Below are 21,446 nucleotides of genomic sequence, written 5' to 3'. Positions count from 1 at the left end.
GCCACCGATCGGGCAACTAGCCGCGGATCATGTTGCGCAGCACGTACTGCAGGATGCCGCCGTTGCGGTAGTAGTCGGCCTCACCGGGGGTGTCGATGCGGACGACCGCGTCGAAGGTGGTGACCTTGCCGTCTTCGGCGGTGGCGGTGACCTTGACGGTCTTCGGCGTGACACCCTCGTTGAGGGCGGTGATGCCCTCGATGTCGAAGGTCTCGGTGCCGGTCAGGCCGAGCGACTGAGCCGACTCGCCCTGCGGGAACTGCAGCGGCACAACGCCCATACCGATGAGGTTGGAGCGGTGGATGCGCTCGAACGACTCGGTGATGACGGCCTTCACGCCAAGCAGGCTGGTGCCCTTGGCGGCCCAGTCACGCGAGGAGCCCGAACCGTATTCCTTGCCACCGAGCACGACCAGCGGGATGCCCGCGGCCTGGTAGTTCTGCGAGGCGTCGTAGATGAACGCCTGCGGGCCACCTTCCTGGGTGAAGTCGCGGGTGTAACCACCCGAGACGTCGTCGAGCAGCTGGTTGCGCAGCCGGATGTTGGCGAAGGTGCCACGGATCATGACCTCGTGGTTACCGCGCCGCGAGCCCAGCGAGTTGTAGTCCTTGCGGGCCACACCGTGCGAGTCCAGGTACTGCGCGGCCGGGGTGCCCGGCTTGATCGGACCGGCCGGGGAGATGTGGTCGGTGGTGACCGAGTCGCCCAGCAGTGCCAGGACGCGGGCGCCCTTGATGTCGGTGACCGGGTCGGGATCCATCTTCATGCCGTCGAAGTACGGCGCCTTGCGGACGTAGGTCGAGTTCTCGTCCCACGCGAAGGTGTCGCCCTCCGGGGTGGCCAGGTTCTGCCAACGCTCGTCGCCGTCGAAGACGGTGGCGTAGGAGTTGCGGAACATGTCCTGGTTGATCGAGGACTTGATGGTGTCGTCGATCTCCTGGGCCGAGGGCCAGATGTCCTTCAGGAAGACGTCGTTGCCGTCGGAATCCTTGCCGAGGGAGTCGGTCTCGAAGTCGAAGTCCATGGTGCCCGCGAGCGCGTAGGCGATGACCAGCGGCGGGGAGGCCAGGTAGTTCATCTTCACGTCGGGGGAGATACGACCCTCGAAGTTGCGGTTACCCGACAGCACGGCGGTGACCGAGAGGTCGTTGTCGTTGATCGCGGCCGAGATCTCCTCGGGCAGCGGGCCGGTGTTACCGATGCAGGTGGTGCAGCCGTAGCCACCCACGTAGAAGCCGAGCTTCTCGAGGTAGGGCCACAGGCCGGCCTTCTCGTAGTAGTCGGAGACGACCTGCGAACCCGGCGCCATGTTGGTCTTCACCCACGGCTTGGTCGACAGGCCCTTCTCGACCGCGTTGCGGGCGAGCAGCGCGGCACCGAGCATGACCGACGGGTTGGAGGTGTTGGTGCAGGAGGTGATGCCCGCGACCACGACGGCGCCGTGGTCGAGCACGAAGTCGCCACGCTCGGCCGAGCGCACCGTCACCGGCTTGGACGGACGACCCTTGGCGCCGTTGGCGGCCGAGTGCGCGGGGGTGTAGGCGTCACCGGCGTGGTCGGCCGAGACCGAGACCGGATCGGAGGCCGGGAAGGTCTCGTCGACACCCTCGTCGAGCGCGGTGTAGTCGCCCACGTAGTCGACGATGTCGGAGCGGAACGCCGACTTCGACTCGCTGAGCAGGATGCGGTCCTGCGGACGCTTCGGACCGGCGATGGACGGCACGACGGTGCTCAGGTCCAGCTCCAGGTACTCCGAGTACGCCGGCTCCTTGTCGGCGTCGTGCCACATGCCCTGTTCCTTGGCGTAGGCCTCGACGAGCGCGAGCTGCTCGTCGGTGCGGCCGGTCAGGCGCAGGTAGTTGATGGTCTCCTCGTCGATCGGGAAGATCGCCGCGGTGGAACCGAACTCGGGGCTCATGTTGCCGAGGGTGGCGCGGTTGGCCAGCGGCACTTCGGACACGCCCGCACCGTAGAACTCGACGAACTTGCCGACCACACCGTGCTTGCGCAGCATGTCGGTGACGGTGAGCACCACGTCGGTGGCGGTGACGCCCGGCTTGATCTCACCGCTGAGCTTGAAGCCGACGACGCGCGGGATGAGCATGGAGACCGGCTGGCCGAGCATCGCGGCCTCGGCCTCGATGCCGCCGACGCCCCAGCCGAGCACACCCAGGCCGTTGACCATGGTGGTGTGCGAGTCGGTGCCCACACAGGTGTCGGGGTAGGCCTGGCCGTTGCGGACCATGACGGTGGGCGCCAGGTACTCGATGTTGACCTGGTGCACGATGCCCATGCCCGGGGGGACGACCTTGAAGTCGTCGAAGGCGCCCTGGCCCCAGCGCAGGAACTGGTAGCGCTCGCCGTTGCGCTCGTACTCGAGTTCCACGTTGCGCTCGAGGGCGTCGGCGCGGCCGAAGACGTCGAGGATCACCGAGTGGTCGATGACCATGTCGGCGGGGGAGAGCGGGTTGACCTTGCTCGGGTCGCCACCGAGGGTGGTGACGGCCTCACGCATGGTGGCCAGGTCGACGATGCAGGGCACGCCGGTGAAGTCCTGCATGATCACGCGCGCGGGGGTGAACTGGATCTCCACGCTCGGCTGCGCCGAGGGGTCCCAGTTCGCGATCGCGCGGATGTGATCGGCGGTGATGTTGGCGCCGTCTTCGGTGCGCAGCAGGTTCTCCGCCAGCACCTTCAGGGCGTAGGGCAGCTTCTCGGTGCCGGGAACAGCCGAGAGACGGAAGATCTCGTAGGAGTTGCTTCCGACCTCGAGCGTGCCTTTGGCGCCGAAGGTATCGATACTCTTCGTCACGTCAGCTCCACTCATTGGTGAGGGTGTGCCGCCGGCGGGGCTGTGCCGGCGGCTCGCGTCTTCGGAGGGGGATCCGGCGCCGTGAGATGCCGGTTTCCTCGCCGTACGAGCCTAACAGTACGCTTGTCCTATGAAATAATCGGGGCGCCGCGTCAGCACACGGCGTGCCGTGGCGACCGGTTCCCGCGCGCCGTCGCGTACTGTGCCTGTCGAGCGAGTCGGGGACAGACGCAGTGACGCTCACCTTGGCAGTGTTGGATGCCCGTCGCATCGCGACCGGGGCTCGACAGACCGGATGGAAAATGACCGTCTTGCACACCTTTGCGCCGATGGCCGTCGAACTGCCGCCGAACACGGATCTGGGCGGTCTCCGCGCCGACCTCGCCGACAACCACGTGGCCGCGCCCAAGGGCAAGGATCAGCAGGAACTGGCCGCGATCGTCGCCGAGGCGCGCGCGGACGGCATTCCGCTCAGTGTTGTCGTCGTTCCCGGTAATCCCGGCCACGATTCGAGCCTACGTGACCTGGCCACCGAGCTGGGCAAGAACACCGAGGGCACGGTCGCGGTGCTCAGTGACGACTGGATCGGCACCTACAGCGACGACATCAGCCGCGTCCGGCTCGAGTGGGCCGAGGACGTGGCCAAGTACCGGGGCAACCACCCCGAGGAGGCCGTGTCGGCGTTCGTCGGCCGCCTCGAGCAGCCCGAGGGCGTGTCGTGGGGCGCCATCACCGGCGTGATGCTCGCGCTGACCGTCCTGGTGATCGCGGGGCTCTACTTCGTGAAGGCCCGGCGTGGCCCGGAGGGCGACGCGGTCGTCGTCGCGGGCGACGATGCGGGTTCTCTCCGTTAACTGGTTTCTCTCCAGTCACATTTCCAGACCTTCGGTCTGTTTCTGCGCGCCGAAACATGGCGCACCTCAGGCTAATGCCGGGCAATCGCCGAATTGATGTCCCGTCACGCCGTGGCAGTTGTTTCCTTTTGTGAAATATGTGTCGTACGGTAGCGGTGATCGCGATCGGGAAAGCAGTGGTACAGGGGGCATTGGTCGACCCTTGGGGTCACTGAGTCGGCTGATGCGCCAGTGGCGTATGTCGAGTCGAGTCACTCGGAGGTGCCGTGCGCGGTGCGAGCGGGCAGGATCAACCAGGGCGGTTACGGGTAGCGATCGGATTGCTGGCGGTGCTCGCTGTCGTCGTGACCGCGGGTCCGACGGCGGCCGTGCCGCCGCCACCGCCGAACCCGTCCGACAGCGAGATCGCAGGCGCGGGCGCGGAGGTGGATGCGCGCGTCGGCGAGATCGGCGCCCTCATCAACCGGGTCGCCGCCGCCGATCAACAATTGCGTGCTCTCGACGACGCTCTCGCAGGGAAGCGCGAGGCCGTGAACCAGGCGCTCGTCGATCTGCAGACGGCCCGTGACGCCGCCGACTCGGCCGCTGCCGCCGTGGCCGACAGCCAGACCCAGCTCGCCGATGTCGGCGCGAAAGTTGTTGCCGCGCGAGGCGATTTCGATCAGCTCGCCACCCAGGCCTATGTGCGTCCGTCCTCCAGTTCCGTGGTCACCTATTTCGCGTCCTCCACGCCGGACGCGGCGATGGACCGCGCGCAGGTGCTGAGCATGGTGTCGAAGAATCAGCGCCAGGTGCTCGACGACCTGCGCCGCGCCCAGATCGCCCAGGCCAACCAGAACGCCGCCGCCCGCCAGGCCAAGGCCGACGCCGACGCCACCGCGAGCGCGGCCGAACAGAAGAAGCACGCCGCCCAGGCCGCCGTCGACGTCGCCAAGGCCGAGTTCGACAACCAGGCCGCCGCCCGCGACACCCTCCAGCGCGACCGCGCCGCCGCCCAGATCGCCCTCGACACCGCCCGCTCGACGGTGGCGGGCCTGCAGAGTCAGCGCGAGATCTTCCTCGACTGGAACGATCAGCAGAAGGCCCAGCTCTCCGCCCTGCTCGCCGCCGCCAACGCGGCCGCCGCCCGCGCCGCCGCCGACCAGGCCGCCCGCGACCGCGCCGCCCGCCTCGGCGAGGACCAGCGCGCGCACACCGACCTGGAATCGACACCGACCGCACCGCGAAAATCCAAACCCCGATCGACGACACCGCAGGTCACCGGCTCGGCCGCGATCGAGACCGTGATCGACCGCGCCATGTCCCAACTCGGCGTGAGCTACGCCTGGGGCGGTGGCGACGAGGAAGGACCGACCCTCGGCATCCGCGACGGCGGCGTCGGCGACTCGCACGGCGATTACAACAAGGTCGGCTTCGACTGCTCGGGCCTGATGCTCTACGCCTTCGCGGGCATCGGTGTCTCGCTGCCGCACTACAGCGGCTACCAGTACAACGCGGGCACCCGGGTCCCCGTCGCGGAACGCGAACGCGGCGACATGCTGTTCTGGGGCCCCGGCGGCAGCCAGCACGTCGCGCTCTACCTCGGCGACGGGACGATGATCGAAGCCCCCGAATCCGGTGACGTGGTGAAGATTTCGCCCGTGCGCGAAGGCGGCATCATGCCGTACGCGGTGCGCATCGTCACCGAGTGACCCCGGTGGTCACCGGTACGGCATGATCCGGCCGTTGTGGGTGTCGGTCCAGCCGATGTCGCCGTCGGGGTTGCGGAGGAGCCGGTAGGTGGTGGCCATTCCCGGTACCCCGTGGATCGTCGAGTTCTCCCATTCCAGCAGGTCCGCGAAGGACGTGTCCGGGTTGCCTTCGTACACGATCGGCGTGCCGTCGGCGTCGAGCCGCTGCGGCAGTCCGCCGTTGCGCAGCTGCTCCACCGCCTGCCGCACCGCTTCGGGCACCGGCCGTTGACCCTCGGCCGCCGAACACGGCGACCCCGCGGCGCCGCAGTCGGGCTCGCGCAGTCCTTCCTCGATCGCGTCGAGCAGACCCTGCACCTGCGCCCGACCGACGGCCTCGGCAATCGCCTCGGTGTCGGCCTCGAAGCGTGTCTCGTAGCTCACGTTCCGGCGTTCGGCCTGGGCCTGACGCTCCGCGGCGGCCTGCTTCTCGGCATTGACCGCGGCGAATACCGCACCGGCCTCGGGTGCCGAGCACGTCAGTTCGCCGTCGAATCCGGTGGTGTCGAAGGGAAACGAGCCACTCGCACTACAGCGGCCGCCATGGCGGCCCTCGACCGAGACCGTCGCGGTGAGGGTGACGGTGGCGGTTCCTGTGACCCGGGCCCGGTCCGAGCGGGTGATCCGGCCGGTGAACGGTTGCCGCACGGTGCATCCCGCGGTGCTGCAGGTCAACGCGCCCTGACCGGGACGGAAGGTGAAGTCGCTGTTCACCGCGCCCGCGAGCCGGCCGATGGCGTTGCGCAACGCGGCCCGCACCTGATCGAGCGAGTCCGCGACTTCGGTGAGGACCAATTCGGCAGCGTCGGACTCGAACGAATCGTTCGCCGGGGTGGAACGGCGCGCTGCTGCCCGCAGGCTCCGGCCACGCCAGCCACACCGCCGCGCCGACGACCAAGGCGAACACCGTTACCACCGAACCGACGACCAGCCCGATCACCCTCCCGCGCGGGCGTGGCTTCTCGAAATCGAAGACCGGCTGCGGCGGGTAATGGATCGGCGGGCCACCATACGGCTGCCCCCGATCGAACTGCCCCTGATCGAACTGCTGATTCCCCGGATACATCGCCAATCGTTCCCCCCGGCCCGAGAATTATTCGGGCGCAATGTGTTTCGCGAGGGAGGGTAACAAGCTGCCCGGGTTCGGGCGAGTCGTCGGCGAATCGTCCGGACGCCCAGGCTGTCCACGCCGTTGCCCGGCTGCGGTTCGAGCAGGCGTGCCGCCACTGTCCGCGCAGCGAGGAAGCACGCGCACACACTTGTCGTGCGGCAACTACGACATCGGTCGACGAATTCGGCGATGTCGGCGGACCCGTCGCGCAGCCGGCGGATTTCGGCAATGATGCAGGTAGTGTCCCCGCACTCCGCGCTCACGCCCGTTCGGGCTGTCGCACCGAGAGGGCCGAATTGCCGCCGAGTCATGGCCGGTTGCGGCGCACCGGGCGATTCAATGGAATAGTTGGGGCCGCACGCACAGGACCAAAGCGAAAGCGGGGATGTTGGTGACTTCGACGGAAGGTGTGAGCGGGCCGAAGCTGGCGAAGGACGCCGGTACGGCAACGCCGAGCACCCTGGAGCGTGACGTCCAGACTCTCGAGAAGGCGATCTACGAGGTCAAGCGGGTTATCGTCGGCCAGGATCGGCTCGTCGAGCGGTTGCTCGTCGGTGTGCTCGCCCGTGGCCACGTCCTGCTCGAGGGTGTGCCCGGCGTCGCGAAGACCCTTGCCGTGGAAACGTTCGCCAAGGTCGTCGGTGGTTCGTTCTCGCGGGTGCAGTTCACCCCCGACCTCGTGCCGACCGACCTCATCGGTACCCGCATCTACCGGCAGGGCCGCGAGGAGTTCGACACCGAGCTCGGCCCGGTGGTCGCCAACTTCGTGCTCGCCGACGAGATCAACCGCGCGCCCGCCAAGGTGCAGTCGGCCCTGCTCGAGGTGATGGCCGAGCGCAAGCTGTCGATCGGCGGCAAGACCTACCCGATGCCCGATCCGTTCCTGGTCATGGCGACCCAGAACCCGATCGAGAGCGAAGGCGTGTACCCGCTGCCCGAGGCGCAGCGCGACCGCTTCCTGTTCAAGGTCGTGGTGGACTACCCCTCCGTGGAGGAGGAGCGCGAGATCATCTACCGGATGGGTGTGAGCGCGCCGGAACCCAAGCAGATCCTCGAGCCCGAGGACATCATCCGCCTGCAGAAGGTGGCCGCCAACGTCTTCGTGCACCACGCGCTCGTCGACTACGTGGTCCGCGTCATCAGCGCCACCCGCACCCCGGCCGAGTTCGGTATGCCCGACGTGGCGAGCTGGATCTCCTACGGCGCCTCCCCGCGTGCCAGCCTCGGCATCATCGCCGCCGCCCGCTCGGTCGCGCTGATCCGTGGCCGCGACTACGTGGTGCCCCAGGACGTGGTCGAGGTGATCCCGGACGTGCTGCGCCACCGCCTGGTGCTGTCCTACGACGCTCTGGCCGACGAGGTTTCGCCCGAGGACGTCATCAAGCGGGTGCTGCAGACCGTGGGTCTGCCGCAGGTCGCGCCGCAGGCCGTCGGCGGCCCGCAGAACTCGCAGCCGCCGGTGCCCCAGCCGCCCGCTCCCCAGTCCCAGCCCGCGCCGCAGCCGGTGAACGGGCAGCAGTCCCAGCCCGCCGGCCACGTCGCGCCCCAGTGAGTGCGCCGGAACCCGTTGCCCGCGTGCCCGAGCCGTCTCACGTACCGCCGTCGTTCCGGGCGGGGGAGCTGACCGATCCGAAACTGTCGGCCGCGCTGAAAACGCTCGAGCTGACGGTGCGCCGCCGCCTCGACGGTGTGCTGCACGGCGACCACCAGGGCCTCATCCCCGGCCCGGGTTCGGAGCCGGGGGAGGCGCGGCTGTACCAGCCGGGCGACGATGTGCGCCAGATGGATTGGTCGGTCACCGCCCGTACCACCCATCCGCACGTGCGCCAGATGATCGCCGATCGCGAGCTCGAGACCTGGCTCGTGGTCGACCTGTCGTCGAGTCTGGACTTCGGCACCGGGCGCGTGCAGAAACGCGACCTGGCGATCGCTGCGGCCGCGGCCATCACCCACCTCACCTCCGGCGGCGGCAACCGCATCGGCGCCGTCGTCGCGACCGGTCAGGATCTGGTGCGGATTCCCGCGCGGGCCGGGCGCCTGCACGCCCAGACCATGCTGCGTGGCATCGCGACCACCCCGCACGCTCGCGACGGTGTGCGCGGTGACCTGAAGGCGGGCATCGAATCATTGCGCCGCCCGCAGCGCAAACGCGGTCTCGCCGTGGTGATCAGCGACTTCCTCGGCGACGTGGACTGGCAGCGTTCGCTGCGCGCCATCTCGGCCCGCCACGACCTGCTCGCGGTGGAGGTGCTCGACCCGCTCGACATCGTCCTGCCCGACGGCGGCGATGTCGTGCTGCACGACCCCGAGACCGGGCACACCCGCGAATTCAGCGTCACCCCTACGCTGCGCGCCGATTTCGCCGCCGCGGCCAACGCGCAGCGCGAACAGGTGCATCAGGCGCTGCGCAGTTGTGGTGCGCCGGTGCTGACCCTGCAGACCGATCGGGACTGGATCGCCGACGTGGTCCGGTTCGTGTCCACCCGGCGCCATAATCTCGGCGCCCCGAGCGGGCGGGTGCCTCGCCAGTGAGTATTTCGCATTTCACCGCCGCCGCCTGGCTCGGTTTCCTCCTCGTCGTCGCGCTGCTCGTCCTCGGTTACGTGCTCGTGCAGCGCGCCCGCCACAAGCGGATGCTGCAGTTCGGCAATATGACCGTGCTCGAGCGGGTCGCGCCGTCGCGGCCGAGCCCGATGCGGCACGTGCCGATCGCGCTGATCCTGGTCGGGCTGATCCTGCTCACCATCGCCGCCGCCGGGCCGACCGCCGTGCAGAAGGTGCCGCGCAACCGCGCGACGGTGGTGCTGGTGATGGACGTGTCGCTGTCGATGGAGGCCACCGATGTGCCGCCCAACCGGCTGCAGGTCGCGCAGGAAGCGGGCAAGGACTTCGTCGAGGGACTGACCCCGGGTATCAACCTCGGTTTCGTCACGTTCGCCGGTACCGCGTCGGTGATGGTGTCGCCCACGACCAATCGTGAGGCGGTCAAGCACTCGATCGACAACATCAAGCTGGCCGAGCGCACCGCCACCGGTGAGGGCATCCTGACGGCCCTGCAGTCCATCGACACCCTCGCCGCGGTGCTCGGTGGTGCGGAAACGCCGCCGCCCGCACGCGTGGTGCTCATGTCCGACGGCAAGCAGACGGTGCCCGACGACAAGGACATCGACAACCCGCGCCACGGTTTCACCGCCGCCCGCCTCGCCAAGAACAAGGGCATCCCGGTGTCGACCATCTCCTTCGGAACCGAGTGGGGCACCGTCGAGATCCCCGATTCCGACGGTGGCGGCTCGCAGCGGGTGAAGGTCCCCGTGGACAACGACTCGCTGCGCGAGATCGCCGAGCTGTCCGGCGGCGACTTCTACACCGCCTCCTCACTCGCCGAACTCACCGCCGTCTACGACACTCTCGAAGAGCAGATCGGCTACGAGACCACGCGGGGCGATGCCAGCAGGCCGTGGCTGCTCGGCGGCATGTTGTTCGTCGCGGCGGGCGTGCTCGTCAGCTTGCTCTATCGTCAACGCCTGCCCTAGCTTGCCGTACTCGGCGTTGTGAGCAGTCGCAACGGTGCGACCCTGACGCCGGGCCCACGAACCAGAACAGATAGGTTGGACCCTATGTCGAACGTCACATCCCGGTCGGTGCTGGTCACCGGCGGTAATCGCGGAATCGGTCTCGCGGTGGCCCAGCGCCTGCTCGCCGACGGGCACAAGGTCGCCGTCACCCATCGCGGGTCGGGCGTGCCCGAGGGACTGTTCGGGGTGAAATGCGATGTCACCGACAGCGAGTCGGTCGACCGGGCGTTCACCGAGGTCGAGGAGCACCAGGGTCCGGTGGAGGTGCTGGTCGCCAATGCGGGCATCACCGACGACACGCTGCTCATGCGCATGACCGAGGAGCAGTTCACCAAGGTCATCGACGCGAACCTCACCGGTGCGTTCCGCTGTGCCAAGCGCGCCAACCGTGCCATGCTGCGTGGCCGCTGGGGCCGGATGATCTTCCTCGGTTCGGTTGTGGGTATGAGCGGTCAGGCCGGTCAGATCAACTACGCGTCCTCGAAGGCCGGTGTCATCGGCCTCGCGCGTTCGGTGACCCGCGAGCTGGGTTCGCGTTCCATCACCGCCAATGTCGTCGCCCCCGGTTTCATCGAGACCGACATGACCGCGGATCTTCCCGAGGACATGAAGGAGATGGCGAAGAAGTTCATCCCGCTGCAGCGCCTCGGTCAGCCCGAAGACATCGCCGCTGTCGTCAGCTTCCTCGCTTCCGAGGACTCCCGCTACGTCTCCGGCGCCGTCATTCCGGTCGACGGCGGCATGGGCATGGGCCACTGACCCGCTGACCGACTCCCCGTGGCGGGCGATCAGCCCGCCGCATCCCCGAATCGCAGGAGAACCGAAAACCCATGGGCGGACTGCTCGAAGGCAAGACCATCCTGATCACCGGCATCATCACCGATTCCTCGATCGCGTTCAGCGCGGCCGCGGTCGCGCAGGAGCAGGGCGCGAAGGTGATCATCACCGGCATCCCCGAGCGGCTGCGTCTCATCGACCGCATCGCCAAGCGGCTCCCGCAGGAGGTGCCCCCGGCCATTCCGCTGGACGTCACCAACGAGGAGAACCTCGGCGCGCTGGCCGATGCCATCCGTGAACTGGCGCCCGAGGGCGTCGACGGTGTGCTGCATTCGATCGCGTTCGCGCCCAAGACCCTGATGGGTCCCGACGCGGTGCCGTTCCTCGAGGGCCCCGGCCCGGATGTGGCCAAGTCCTTCGAGATCTCCGCCTGGAGCTACGCCTCGCTGGCCCGCGCCGTGCTGCCGGTGATGAACGAAGGCGGCTCGATCGTCGGCATGGACTTCGATCCGCGCGTGGCGATGCCGTACTACAACTGGATGGGCGTGTCCAAGGCCGCGCTCGAGTCGGTGAACCGGTACGTGGCCCGGGAAGTGGGCTACGCCAAGAAGATTCGCTCCAACCTGATCGCCGCCGGTCCGGTGAAGACCCTGGCCGCCAAGGCCATCGCCGGTACCGCCACCGACGACGCCAAGCAGCTGCGCCAGCTCGACGAGTACTGGGACGGCGCGTCGCCGATCGGCTGGGACGGCGCCGACGCGCGCGCCGTGGGCAAGTCGATCGTGGCGCTCCTCTCGGATTGGCTGCCCGCCACCACGGGCTCGATCATCTACGTCGACGGCGGCGCGAGCCACAACATGTGGTTCCCGGAGAACTTCACCGCCAACTGATGGCCGACGCGCTGCTGCTGCTGTCGTTCGGCGGCCCCGAGGGTCCCGAGGACGTGCTCCCGTTCCTGGAGAACGTCACCCGGGGCCGCGGGGTGCCGCCGGAACGGCTGGCCGAGGTCGCCGAGCACTACCTGCATTTCGGCGGAGTCTCGCCGATCAACGCCCTCAACCGGCAGATCATCACCGCGCTGGAAGCCGATCTGGCCGACGCCGGACTCGACCTGCCGGTGTATTTCGGCAACCGGAACTGGCATCCGATGGTGGAGGACACCGTCGCCACGATGACGGCCGACGGTGTGCGCTCGGCCCTGGTGTTCCCCACCTCCGCGTGGGGTGGGTACTCGGGCTGCCGCCAGTACGACGAGGATATCGCCCGCGCCCGCGCCGCCGTGGGTGAGCGCGCCCCCGAGCTGGTGAAGCTGCGCCAGTATTTCGATCATCCACTGCTGATCGCCTCGTTCGCCGACGCGATCACCGCTGCGGTGCAACAGCTTTCGGCCGACCATCGTGAGGGCGCCCGTCTGGTGTTCACCGCGCACTCCATCCCCGTCGCCGCCGACAATGTCGCGGGACCGCCCGCCGACGGTGGCCGCCTCTACAGCAGGCAGGTGGCCGAAGCCGCTCGATTGTGTGCCGCCGCAGCCGGTTTCGCCGAGTACGACGTGGTGTGGCAGTCGCGGTCCGGCCCGCCGCAGGTGCCGTGGCTCGAACCCGACATCGTCGATCACCTGGATGTGCTGCACGGCAAGGGAATCGAGTCCGTGGTCGTGTGTCCGGTGGGATTCGTCTCCGATCATCTCGAGGTGATCTGGGATCTCGACAACGAGGCGGCCACCCGGGCCGGTGAACTCGGCATGGCCTTCGCGCGCGCCGCCACACCCGGTACCGATCCCCGATTCTCCCGGATGATCGTGGAATTGATTCAGGAGCGTCTCAGCGCGGGCGAGGTGCGTGAGTTGGGCGAAGTCCCCGGTTACGGCTGCACCGTCGACGGCGCGCTGTGCGCTCCCGGCTGCTGCGAACTGCCCCCGCGCCCCGCGCGTGCGGTGAGCACAACCGCATAACCATTCACCGCCCGTGCCTCGTACGCGGGTAGGCTGGGCGGTTGTTGTGATCGACAGATCGGAGGCATCCGATGCGCTCGACAAGACGCCGTCACGCGGCCACGCTGCTCCTGCTGCCCGTCGCCGGAACGTTCGCCCTGGCCGGCTGCGGCGGTGATTCCGGGTACGAGACCGGCCCCGAACCGACCGAGCCGACCATTTCCCAACCGACCGTCGACAGCCTGTGCAGCATCCTCGACTCCCAGCAGGGCACCTGGAAGGCGCTCGGCCCGGAGGTCGGCCGGGTGGCGTTCAACGGCGCCATGCGCCTGTGGGCGCTGCGCGACACCACCGCCAATGCCGCTGTCTCCTACGACCGCTACGTGGTCGACGAGGTCACCGACCGCAGCTGCCCCGAGGTCCGCGCCGACACCCTCACCGTCCTGGACTATCCGGACATGAAGACCGCGCTGAACGGATTCTGAAGCGGCGGTTCCCCGTTTATCGCTGACCGCTCGTCGGATCCGTTGTCGGGCAACCGTTTCCGGTGTCAGGCCGTCGGCCGCGCGGCCGCGTGGATGGCGACCAGCCGGGCCTGGCGAATCGTGTTCCACAGCGGACGCAGCAGTGATTCGTGGGCGCCGATGGCGGTGGCCGAGGTCGGTGACGATGCCGGTTCGTGTTCGGCGACAGTGAGAATCGCCGCGACGTGGTCGGCCGTGTCGAGAATGCGCTTGGCGCGCAACGGGATCGAGTCGGGGTACGCGTGCTTGGCGTAGGCGGCGAGCTGGGCTTCGATCTGCTCGCGCGGGTCGGCGTCGGACGGGCCGATCGAGGTGGTGTGCAGCTGCATGAGCGCGTCGGCGGCGTCGCGGACCGCTTCGCGCATCGTGTACTCGGCGGCGCCGAGGGTCATGTCCGGGTCGCCGAGGGGCGGGACGATCACGCTGTAGACGGTCCACTGGAGGGTGTCGTCGTCGTCCCAGTGCGGGATCAGGCCGGTGCCTTCCTGGCCGGGGACGCCGATCAGGATGCCTTCCTCCGCGTCGATCGCGTCCGCGGCGAAGGCGCTGCCCACCGGTAGGCCGCGCACGTCGCCGGGTGCGGGCAGGACCAGGCGCAGGTGTGCGCCCGCAGGGGCCATCGCCTCACGGATCACCTTGAGCAGCGGCATGGCGCCGGTGCCGGGAAGGTCGCCGCGGGAGGTCCACGGTAGGTCGGTGCGGCCACCGGTGGCCGGGTCGCCTGCGGCGATGGTGTGGCGTGGCGCCCAGGCGTGCAGCGACTCCAGCACGTCGTCGGGCGCGCTGGTACCGGCCAGCCAGGAGCCGGCCCAGACCGTCAGCGTGGCACTGGGAGAGCACATAATCATCGAGCATAAAGGTTCGCCCGGATCCGTGTGCCGGGTCTGACCTGCGGTCGAGCTACTCGGGCTCGGTGACGAAGTCGATGAGCCGTTCCACCGCGCCGATCAGCGGTGCCTCGAGATCGCGGAACGAGTCGACCGCGTTGTACACCCGGCGCCACCCCTCCTGCGGGGTGCCCCAGCCGAGCCTGCGGCAGATGCCGGTCTTCCAGTCCTCACCGCGCGGCACCGTCGGCCAGGCCTCGATCCCGACGGCGGCCGGGCGCACCGCCTGCCACACATCGATGAACGGGTGCCCGGTGACCAGGACGTGCGGGCCGAGCCCGGTGGTGAGCTGGGACTCCTTGGAACCGGTCACCAGGTGGTCGACGAGCACCCCCACTCGTGCGCCTGGACCGGGCCCGAACTCGGTGAGCCGGGCGCCGAGATTGTCGAGCCCCTCGAGATGTTCCACGACCACGCCCTCGACCCGCAGGTCGTGGCCCCACACCCGCTCGACGAGCGCGGCGTCGTGCACGCCCTCCACCCAGATGCGGCTGCCACGAGCCACCCGCGCGCGCAACCCCTCTACCCGCGTCGAGCCGGACGCGGAGCGGGTCGGCGGCTCGGGTGCGGTGGCCTTCGGGCGGACCAGCGTCACCGGTTTGCCGTCGATGAGGAACGCCGCCTCGCGCAGCGCGAACAGGCGCACCGCCCCACGCCCGTCCTCGAGTTTCACGAACTCGCCGTCGTAGCTGCGATCGAAACCGACTACGGCACCGCAGAATCCGCTCGCCGCGTCCTCGACCACCAGATCCCGTTCGGCCGCCACCTGCGGTACCGGGGTCTTCTTCGTCCGGTTGTGGCCTGCGTAGATATCGCCGCCGTACATGTCACGCGCACTCACCCGCCCGAGCTTAGAGCCGCCGGCACCGGGGCAGCGGGAGCGGCGCGCGAAAACCGTTGGACCACAAGATCGGCTTCGGGGGCGGCGACCCCGCCCGCGACGGCCCGATCGGGGCTAGGCTTGGGTGGTGGCCGCAATAGTCTGGCTGATCGCGGGCCTCGTGCTGGCGGCGGCCGAAATGCTCACCGGGGATCTCACGCTGCTCATGCTCGGAGTGGCGGCGTTGGCCACCGCGGGCGTCAGCGCCGCCGCGGGGCTGCCGCTGTGGGGTGACGCGCTCGTCTTCGGCGCGATGGCCGGGGTGTTGTTCCTCGGGGTTCGCCCGGCGCTGCGCCGCAGGTTCGGTACCCCACCGCCCACACCGACGAATGTCGATGCGCTGACCGGGAAGTCGGCGCTCGTTCTCGAAGACGTCGCCGAGTATTCGGGCCGGGTCAAACTCGGTGGCGAAGTGTGGACGGCGCGTCCGCTCGATCCGAGCGAAGTCTACGAAGCCGGTGTGACCGTCTATGTGATGAAGATCGACGGCGCCACTGCCGTCGTCTGGAAGGGTCCTTAGAGTCCATGGTTGCCTTGATCGTGGCCGCCGTCCTCGTCCTGCTGGTCGTGGTGGTGGTTTTCAAATCTATTGCGCTCGTTCCGCAGGCCGAGGCGGCGGTGATCGAACGGCTCGGCCGGTACTCGCGCACGGTGTCGGGTCAGCTCACGTTCCTCGTCCCGTTCGCCGACCGGGTGCGCGCCAAAGTCGACCTGCGTGAACGGGTCGTGTCGTTCCCGCCGCAGCCGGTGATCACCCAGGACAACCTCACCCTGCAGATCGACTCGGTGGTGTATTTCCAGGTCACCAGCCCGCAGGCCGCGGTGTACGAGATCAGCAACTACATCGCCGCCGTCGAGCAGCTCACCGTAACCACCTTGCGCAACGTGGTCGGTGGTATGACGCTCGAGGAGACGCTGACCTCGCGCGACCAGATCAACAACCAGCTGCGCGGTGTGCTCGACGAAGCCACCGGCCGCTGGGGTCTTCGGGTGGCCCGGGTGGAACTCAAGTCCATCGACCCGCCGCCGTCGATCCAGGAGTCGATGGAAAAGCAGATGAAGGCCGACCGCGAGAAGCGGGCCATGATCCTCACCGCCGAGGGCACCCGCGAGTCGCAGATCAAGACCGCCGAGGGTGCCAAGCAGGCCCAGATCCTGTCGGCCGAGGGCGCCAAGCAGTCGGCGATCCTGTCGGCCGAGGGTGAGCGGCAGAGCCGCATCCTGCGCGCCCAGGGTGAGCGGGCCGCGTCCTACCTGCAGGCGCAAGGTCAGGCCAAGGCCATCGAGAAGGTGTTCGCCGCCATCAAGAACGGCAAGCCGACACCGGAACTGCTCGCCTACCAGTACATGCAGACGCTGCCGATGGTCGCGAAGGGCGATGCCAACAAGGTGTGGCTGGTCCCCAGCGATTTCGGCAAGGCCCTCGAGGGGTTCGCGCAGAACTTCGCCACCAAGGGCGAGGACGGGGTGTTCCGGTACGAACCGAACACCGAGGACACACCGCCGGTGAAGATCGAGGACGACTCCGACGTGGCCGACTGGTTCGAGACCGCCTCGGACCCGAAAATCGAGCAAGCGGTCCGCGCCGCCGAGGCCACCGCCCGTCAGCCGGTCGAGGGTTTCGAACCGACGCTGCCGAAAAACCTTGCGCCCAAACCGGAACGCAACCTCCCCGAACCGCCGCCGGTTGGCCCGGCCCAGTCCCAGCCGGGTGACCCGTACGGCCGCCCCTGGCAGCCGCCGCAGCAGTCGTAACCAGCACTCTCCGTGCGGGTTTCATCGGGGGCCCGGACCGGTAGTCGGCATTCGACACCGGTCCGGGCCTTCGCGGTCAGCGGGGGAGAGGGAGCAGTTCGACGAGGGTGCCTCGGCCGGTGCCGGGCGGGAGGACTGCCAGGGCTTGGCAGCCGATGAGGCCGGCCAGGTGGGGGGTGTGGGCGGGGCCGGTGCTGCGCCAGACGCCGCCGGTCTGTTGCTGGACGGGGACGATGCGGGTGGCGTCGCCCGCCATCACGCCCGCGTCGGAGAGCCTGCCCCACATGGTCGGGCCGGGGGTGCGCAGGGTGAGCGCGTCGATGACAGCGGGGCCGACGGCCAGCAGGGCGGCGACGGCGGCGAGCGGGTTGCCGGGCAGGCCGAGCAGGACACGGCCGTCGGGGAGCTGGGCGACGAGGGTGGAGCCGCCGGGGCGGATCGCGACCCGGTCCACGACGATGCGGGCACCGAGGTCGGCGAGCAGGGTGCGCAGGTGGTCGGCGGCGCCCCGGCCGGTCGCCCCGACCATCACCACCAGGTCGGCGTGCGATTTCAGGGCGAGCCAGGAACGCAGCAGGTCGCGTTCGTCGGCCAGATGCCACAGCCCGGTGCTCTCGATATCGCAGCAGCGCAGGAACTCCGGCAGTACCGGGCCGAGCGAATCGCGGGTCTCGCCGGGACCGAGCGGGCCGACCGCACGGATCTCGTCACCGGTCATCACCACATCCGCGCGCAACGGCCCACGCACCGTGACGGTTTCGACCTCGGCACTGAGCGCGGCCGACACCAGCGCGGCCGACACGCGCGTGCCAGCGGGCGCCAATTGCGTTCCACTGGACCAGTTCTCACCTTGCCGCCGGGTGTCGTCGCGTACCGGGGCATCGGGCGCGCGCAATACCACCGGTTTGCCCGACACCACGGTGGTGACGATGTGTTCGTCGCGCAGAGTGGCCGTGGTGCCCAACGGGGTGGCGGCGCCGGTCGCGATCCGCACCGCCTCACCGGGTGCGAGCACCACCGAACAGGGACGCCCCGCGTACCCGACCTGCTCGTGCACCCGCCACCACGGACCCGGCCCCGCGACCGCGTAACCGTCCATGGCCGCCGTATCCACCCGCGGCAGCGGCGTGGCGGCACGCAACGCCACCGCCAGCGTTCCCCCGAGCGCCTCGGTCACCGGTAGCTCACGCACCCCCACCGGCTCCAGACCCGCCGCGATCCGCGCACGCACCTGTTCCAGCCCGCACCGCGTCACCGCGACGATCTCCGCCCGCGCGCTCACCACCACGTCCAACCTTCCGCCCGCCGATACTCCGCCCATCGTCCGCACCCCCCATTGCCTGCGATTTTCTCCCCAGTTGCCGCCCGATAACGTTGTCCTCACCCCCGCCGGTCACCGCCGGTGCGATGCGGTTCGGCGTGGTCTTGGTGCGCGGACCGGATTCGCGTGGCTGAATGGAGGGGTGGATACGGGACAGCGGAAGCGGGCACAGGCGTTTGTCGAGCTGCATCGGTCGGGGTGTTTTCTGTTGCCCAACGCGTGGGATGCGGGGAGTGCGCGGGTACTGGAAGCCGCCGGGTTTCCGGCGATCGCCACGACGAGTGCGGGGATCGCGTTCTCTTATGGCAGGCCCGACCACGACTTCCACGCCTCGGAAGAGGACGGGCGGGTCGACAAGGGCACGATGATGCGCCGGATCGGGGAGATCACCGGTGCGGTGGGGATACCCGTGAGCGCCGATCTCGAGGAAGGGTACGGGCCGGACGCGCAGGCCGTGGCCACCACCATCGCGGAGGCCATCGCAGCCGGGGCGGCGGGCGGCAATATCGAGGACTTCACCGGTGAGCGCGCGGCCCCGCTGTTCGAGGAGGTGCACGCCGTCGACCGGGTGCGTGCCGCCCGCGCGGCGGTCGCGGCCAGCGGTGCGCCGTTCGTCCTCGTCGGCCGCACCGACGTGCTGCTCGTCGGTGGCGGGCTGGACGAGGCGATCCGCCGGGGCAACGCCTATCTCGCGGCGGGCGCCGACTGCGTCTTCGTTCCCGGTGCCGCCGACACCGAAACCATCGCCACCCTCGTCCGCGAGCTCGACGGCCCTCTCAATGTCGTCATGGGACTCACCGCCAGCCTCACCATGGCCGAACTCGCCGATCTCGGTGTCCGACGGGTCACCGTCGGCGGCAGCATCGCCCGCATGCTCTACCGCCACCTGTTCGACGCCGCTCGCGAACTGGCCGACCACGGCACCTTCACCTACGCCGAGAACCAGCTCGGTCAGGACGCGCTGAACGACATGTTCACCCGGCGCGACCTCCGGAGCGAGTAGGTCAGGGCCGCGCACCGCGCAACTCGAGAAGCACACCGAGCGAGCCCATTTCGCGGCTCTGCGATTGCGCCATGGACCTGGCCGCCTGCTTGACCGGTCCGTCGGTGAGCAGGGCATCGGCGGCGCGCGCCATCGTGACTCCGCCCGCGTGGTGGTGGTACATCAGCCGAAGGAACATGATCTCGGCCTCGGCACCCCGTGCCGTGCTGAGGGCGTCGAGGTCGGCCTGTGTCGCCAGCCCCGGCATGGTCGCGGGACCGGTCGAATGGTGGTGCGCCGTCAGCCAGCTCATCGGTGTGGTCGCGGTCGGCGCGGCTCCGGCGAGCTGTGTCCAGCCGAGCAGGGTGCCGATCTCGACCCGCTGGGTGTCGGCGATCTGCTCGGCGAGCGCACGCACCCCCGCGTCGGCGGCGGGGTCGAGCCGTTGCACGAGGATGATGGCCTGCTGGTGATGAGCCGTCATGTCCTGCACGAAACCCAGCTCGGTCGTGTTCAGCACCGGTGCGGGCGTGGATCTTTCGGCCGCGAGCAACGGGCGCGACGCCGCACCGAGGACGAAGAAGAACACGGCCGCCGCCAGTGCGGCCGCCACCCCGAGAGCCCTCGGGCGAGCAGCGGGCATGCTCATGACCCGAGCGTCGAAACCTGGTCGGCGGGCGCCCGATACACCGACTCGTCCAGATTCAGCACCATGAACCCGTTGTCGGAACAGGTGACGTACAGCTGATTCCCCCGCCACTCGGGCGGTGACATGCACCAGTCCGCCGACAGATCACCGAACGCGACCCGCCCCGCCCGCGCCGACAACACCTGCGCCGGATCGAACAACCCGTCCGCCATGGCCCGCAGCGCGGCGGGCGCACTCATCGCGGGGATACCGATGATCGAGGCCAGCGCGTGCGGGGAGTTCCAAATCTCGAGGTTGCGTCCGGTGCGGGCGGGCGGGTTGAAGTACGCGATCTCACGGACCGCGGCGGGGTCGCGCACGTCGAACACCCGGATGCCCGAGGAGGTCCAGCCACAGGCGAGCGCGGTCGGGTTCGCCGGTCGATCCGCCGTGCAGTAGTGCGGATCGTAGGAGAACAGCGAATTGCCCATGGCCGAACCGATCTGGGCGTCGACGTGCTCGCCGAGATTGATCTCGAGTTTGATCTTGTTCACGATGCGCGGCGCGGTGTCGTCGGAGACATCGATGAGTTTCACCCCGCCGGAACCGCCTTCGTCGACGGTGAACAGGTGCGGCACACCGTCATAGGTCACCGGTACGCTGTGCTGGGTGGCCCAGCCGTCGGTCCAGAAGGTGCGCCCGAGGTGGGGGACCTGCGGATTCGGATCCCGACGTTGCACCGCGCTCACGTCGAGCACGGTGAACCCGCCGAGCGCGGAGATATAGAGCCGGTTCCCGTCGGGGCTCACTCCGAAGCCGTGCGCCTCGATCCCGGTGAGCCCCTGCCAGATCACGTGCGGATTCGCAGGATCGGTCAGGTCGATCGCGCTGAGCAGGCCGGGCGCGATACCCGAGGCCCAGTAGGTGCGGCCGTCGGGGGAGAAGCCGCCTTCGTGCGTCGTGATCGGCAGCGGCATCGCGGGATTCGTGCCCGGTCCCGGATTCAGCAGCCGGGGATGCGCGCAATCGGAGATGTCGTACACCGACAGGAAGCCCGCGCCGATGGCGAGCGGAACGCCGGTGCCGACGAGCAGTTTACGAGTCGTGTTGACCTTCAACGTCTCCCAGGTACCGGCCAGCATCGCGGGCTCGGCCAGCGTCGCGGTGTGCCGTGGATTCGCCGGATCGGACACGTCGAGCACTTGCACGCCCGGGTGTTCACCGAGCAGGGTGCCGGGAAAGAACGATCCGACATAGACGCAGTGTTCGAAGCTGGTGGAGGTGATTCCGGCTCCGCGCCCGGTGTATCCGCCTGCCATCGACATATTGCAGTGGTAGCCCTGTGCGCTGCGACCACTGTCCCGGTCGGCGGCGGGCACGTCGCCCTGCAGCCCCGTCTCCGGCGCGGACCCCGGCCCGCACTCCGCGCGTGGCACCGATGTCCGCCCGATGTCGAAGAATTCGTGCACCAGCTGATCGAAGGGCTGATCGGCGGCCGCGCCCGACGGCAGTCCGATCGTGATCAGCGCGGCCACCGCCGCCGGTGCCGTCGCGCGCACGACCCGAGTCCACAGGTGCATCGTTGCCTCCTCGATCCGCCCCCGACGACTACTGACTCAGACAGTCGTCTGTGCGAATCGTAAAGCAACCGAAAGATTGCCGGAGGTGGTTTCGGGG

The 21,446-nt window shown here is 69.0% G+C and carries 19 protein-coding genes; 12 read left to right on the top strand and 7 right to left on the bottom strand.

From position 1 onward, the window contains the following. Nucleotides 1–16: 16 nt before the first annotated feature. Nucleotides 17–2,827: an aconitate hydratase AcnA gene (acnA, locus tag NCO8_RS02225; protein ID WP_157104749.1), complete on the bottom strand. Its 2,811-nt coding sequence runs from the start codon at nt 2,825–2,827 to the stop codon at nt 17–19. A 287-nt stretch (nt 2,828–3,114) separates the two neighbouring features. On the opposite strand from acnA, the gene NCO8_RS02220 reads away from it, so the two are divergent. Both NCO8_RS02220 and NCO8_RS02215 read left to right on the top strand, forming a co-directional pair. Continuing rightward, entirely contained in the window at nt 3,115–3,666 is a 552-nt protein-coding gene (locus NCO8_RS02220) for an Rv1476 family membrane protein (protein ID WP_067635970.1), read from the top strand. 266 nt (nt 3,667–3,932) lie between these two features. After that, entirely contained in the window at nt 3,933–5,357 is a 1,425-nt protein-coding gene (locus NCO8_RS02215) for an NlpC/P60 family protein (RefSeq protein WP_067635968.1), read from the top strand. Between the two features lie 9 nt (nt 5,358–5,366). Here NCO8_RS02215 and NCO8_RS02210 read toward each other — a convergent pair whose 3' ends face one another. Continuing rightward, entirely contained in the window at nt 5,367–6,191 is an 825-nt protein-coding gene (locus NCO8_RS02210; protein WP_067635966.1) for a hypothetical protein, read from the bottom strand. Nucleotides 6,192–6,892: 701 nt separating this feature from the next. Here NCO8_RS02210 and moxR1 point away from each other — a divergent pair. From moxR1 to NCO8_RS02175, 7 genes are all read left to right on the top strand, one after another. After that, nucleotides 6,893–8,059 (top strand): chaperone MoxR1, encoded by a 1,167-nt coding sequence (moxR1, locus tag NCO8_RS02205; RefSeq protein WP_067635964.1) that lies wholly within the window; start codon nt 6,893–6,895, stop codon nt 8,057–8,059. Nucleotides 8,060–8,082: 23 nt separating this feature from the next. Next, entirely contained in the window at nt 8,083–9,039 is a 957-nt protein-coding gene (locus NCO8_RS02200) for a DUF58 domain-containing protein (protein WP_067635962.1), read from the top strand. Then, the gene (locus tag NCO8_RS02195; RefSeq protein WP_067635960.1) at nt 9,036–10,040 is read left to right on the top strand and encodes a VWA domain-containing protein; all 1,005 of its coding nucleotides are present in this window, start codon (nt 9,036–9,038) and stop codon (nt 10,038–10,040) included. Before NCO8_RS02200 ends, NCO8_RS02195 begins: the two co-directional genes overlap by 4 nt. Before the next feature lie 84 nt (nt 10,041–10,124). After that, nucleotides 10,125–10,841, top strand: a complete 717-nt coding sequence (gene fabG1, locus NCO8_RS02190) for a 3-oxoacyl-ACP reductase FabG1 (RefSeq protein WP_067493761.1) — start codon at nt 10,125–10,127, stop codon at nt 10,839–10,841. A gap of 71 nt (nt 10,842–10,912) precedes the next feature. Next, nucleotides 10,913–11,749, top strand: coding sequence for an NADH-dependent enoyl-ACP reductase InhA (gene inhA, locus NCO8_RS02185; protein ID WP_067635958.1), 837 nt, complete (start codon nt 10,913–10,915; stop codon nt 11,747–11,749). After that, nucleotides 11,749–12,813, top strand: coding sequence for a ferrochelatase (locus tag NCO8_RS02180; protein WP_067635956.1), 1,065 nt, complete (start codon nt 11,749–11,751; stop codon nt 12,811–12,813). The genes inhA and NCO8_RS02180 overlap by 1 nt, the downstream gene beginning before the upstream one ends. A gap of 71 nt (nt 12,814–12,884) precedes the next feature. Beyond that, nucleotides 12,885–13,277, top strand: coding sequence for a hypothetical protein (locus NCO8_RS02175; RefSeq protein WP_067635954.1), 393 nt, complete (start codon nt 12,885–12,887; stop codon nt 13,275–13,277). A 65-nt stretch (nt 13,278–13,342) separates the two neighbouring features. On the opposite strand, the gene NCO8_RS02170 is transcribed toward NCO8_RS02175, so the two are convergent. Both NCO8_RS02170 and NCO8_RS02165 read right to left on the bottom strand, forming a co-directional pair. Next, nucleotides 13,343–14,158, bottom strand: coding sequence for an Rv1486c family protein (locus NCO8_RS02170; RefSeq protein WP_067635952.1), 816 nt, complete (start codon nt 14,156–14,158; stop codon nt 13,343–13,345). Between the two features lie 58 nt (nt 14,159–14,216). After that, nucleotides 14,217–15,029, bottom strand: a complete 813-nt coding sequence (locus NCO8_RS02165) for a DUF3097 domain-containing protein (RefSeq protein WP_067635950.1) — start codon at nt 15,027–15,029, stop codon at nt 14,217–14,219. Nucleotides 15,030–15,171: 142 nt separating this feature from the next. Here NCO8_RS02165 and NCO8_RS02160 point away from each other — a divergent pair, with 142 nt between their 5' ends. Both NCO8_RS02160 and NCO8_RS02155 read left to right on the top strand, forming a co-directional pair. Beyond that, the gene (locus NCO8_RS02160) at nt 15,172–15,603 is read left to right on the top strand and encodes an NfeD family protein (protein ID WP_067636570.1); all 432 of its coding nucleotides are present in this window, start codon (nt 15,172–15,174) and stop codon (nt 15,601–15,603) included. A gap of 5 nt (nt 15,604–15,608) precedes the next feature. After that, nucleotides 15,609–16,838: an SPFH domain-containing protein gene (locus tag NCO8_RS02155; protein ID WP_067635948.1), complete on the top strand. Its 1,230-nt coding sequence runs from the start codon at nt 15,609–15,611 to the stop codon at nt 16,836–16,838. A 76-nt stretch (nt 16,839–16,914) separates the two neighbouring features. Here NCO8_RS02155 and NCO8_RS02150 read toward each other — a convergent pair whose 3' ends face one another. Next, the gene (locus NCO8_RS02150) at nt 16,915–18,159 is read right to left on the bottom strand and encodes a molybdopterin-binding protein (protein ID WP_084456382.1); all 1,245 of its coding nucleotides are present in this window, start codon (nt 18,157–18,159) and stop codon (nt 16,915–16,917) included. 142 nt (nt 18,160–18,301) lie between these two features. On the opposite strand from NCO8_RS02150, the gene NCO8_RS02145 reads away from it, so the two are divergent. After that, nucleotides 18,302–19,162, top strand: coding sequence for an isocitrate lyase/PEP mutase family protein (locus NCO8_RS02145; RefSeq protein WP_067635943.1), 861 nt, complete (start codon nt 18,302–18,304; stop codon nt 19,160–19,162). Between the two features lies 1 nt (nt 19,163). Here the strand turns inward: NCO8_RS02145 and NCO8_RS02140 are convergent, their stop codons facing one another. Beyond that, nucleotides 19,164–19,790 carry a DUF305 domain-containing protein gene (locus NCO8_RS02140; protein WP_067635941.1) on the bottom strand — a complete coding sequence of 209 codons (627 nt, stop codon included), beginning with the start codon at nt 19,788–19,790 and terminating at the stop codon, nt 19,164–19,166. Then, nucleotides 19,787–21,349 carry an LVIVD repeat-containing protein gene (locus tag NCO8_RS02135; RefSeq protein ID WP_067635939.1) on the bottom strand — a complete coding sequence of 521 codons (1,563 nt, stop codon included), beginning with the start codon at nt 21,347–21,349 and terminating at the stop codon, nt 19,787–19,789. Before NCO8_RS02135 ends, NCO8_RS02140 begins: the two co-directional genes overlap by 4 nt. Between the last annotated feature and the right edge of the window lie 97 nt (nt 21,350–21,446).

This window comes from Nocardia coubleae NBRC 108252 (assembly GCF_001612805.1).
GTDB classification, from domain to species: domain Bacteria; phylum Actinomycetota; class Actinomycetes; order Mycobacteriales; family Mycobacteriaceae; genus Nocardia; species Nocardia coubleae.
The sequence above is the reverse complement of the archived record's forward strand: the minus strand, read 5'-3'. Positions and strand labels throughout refer to the sequence as shown.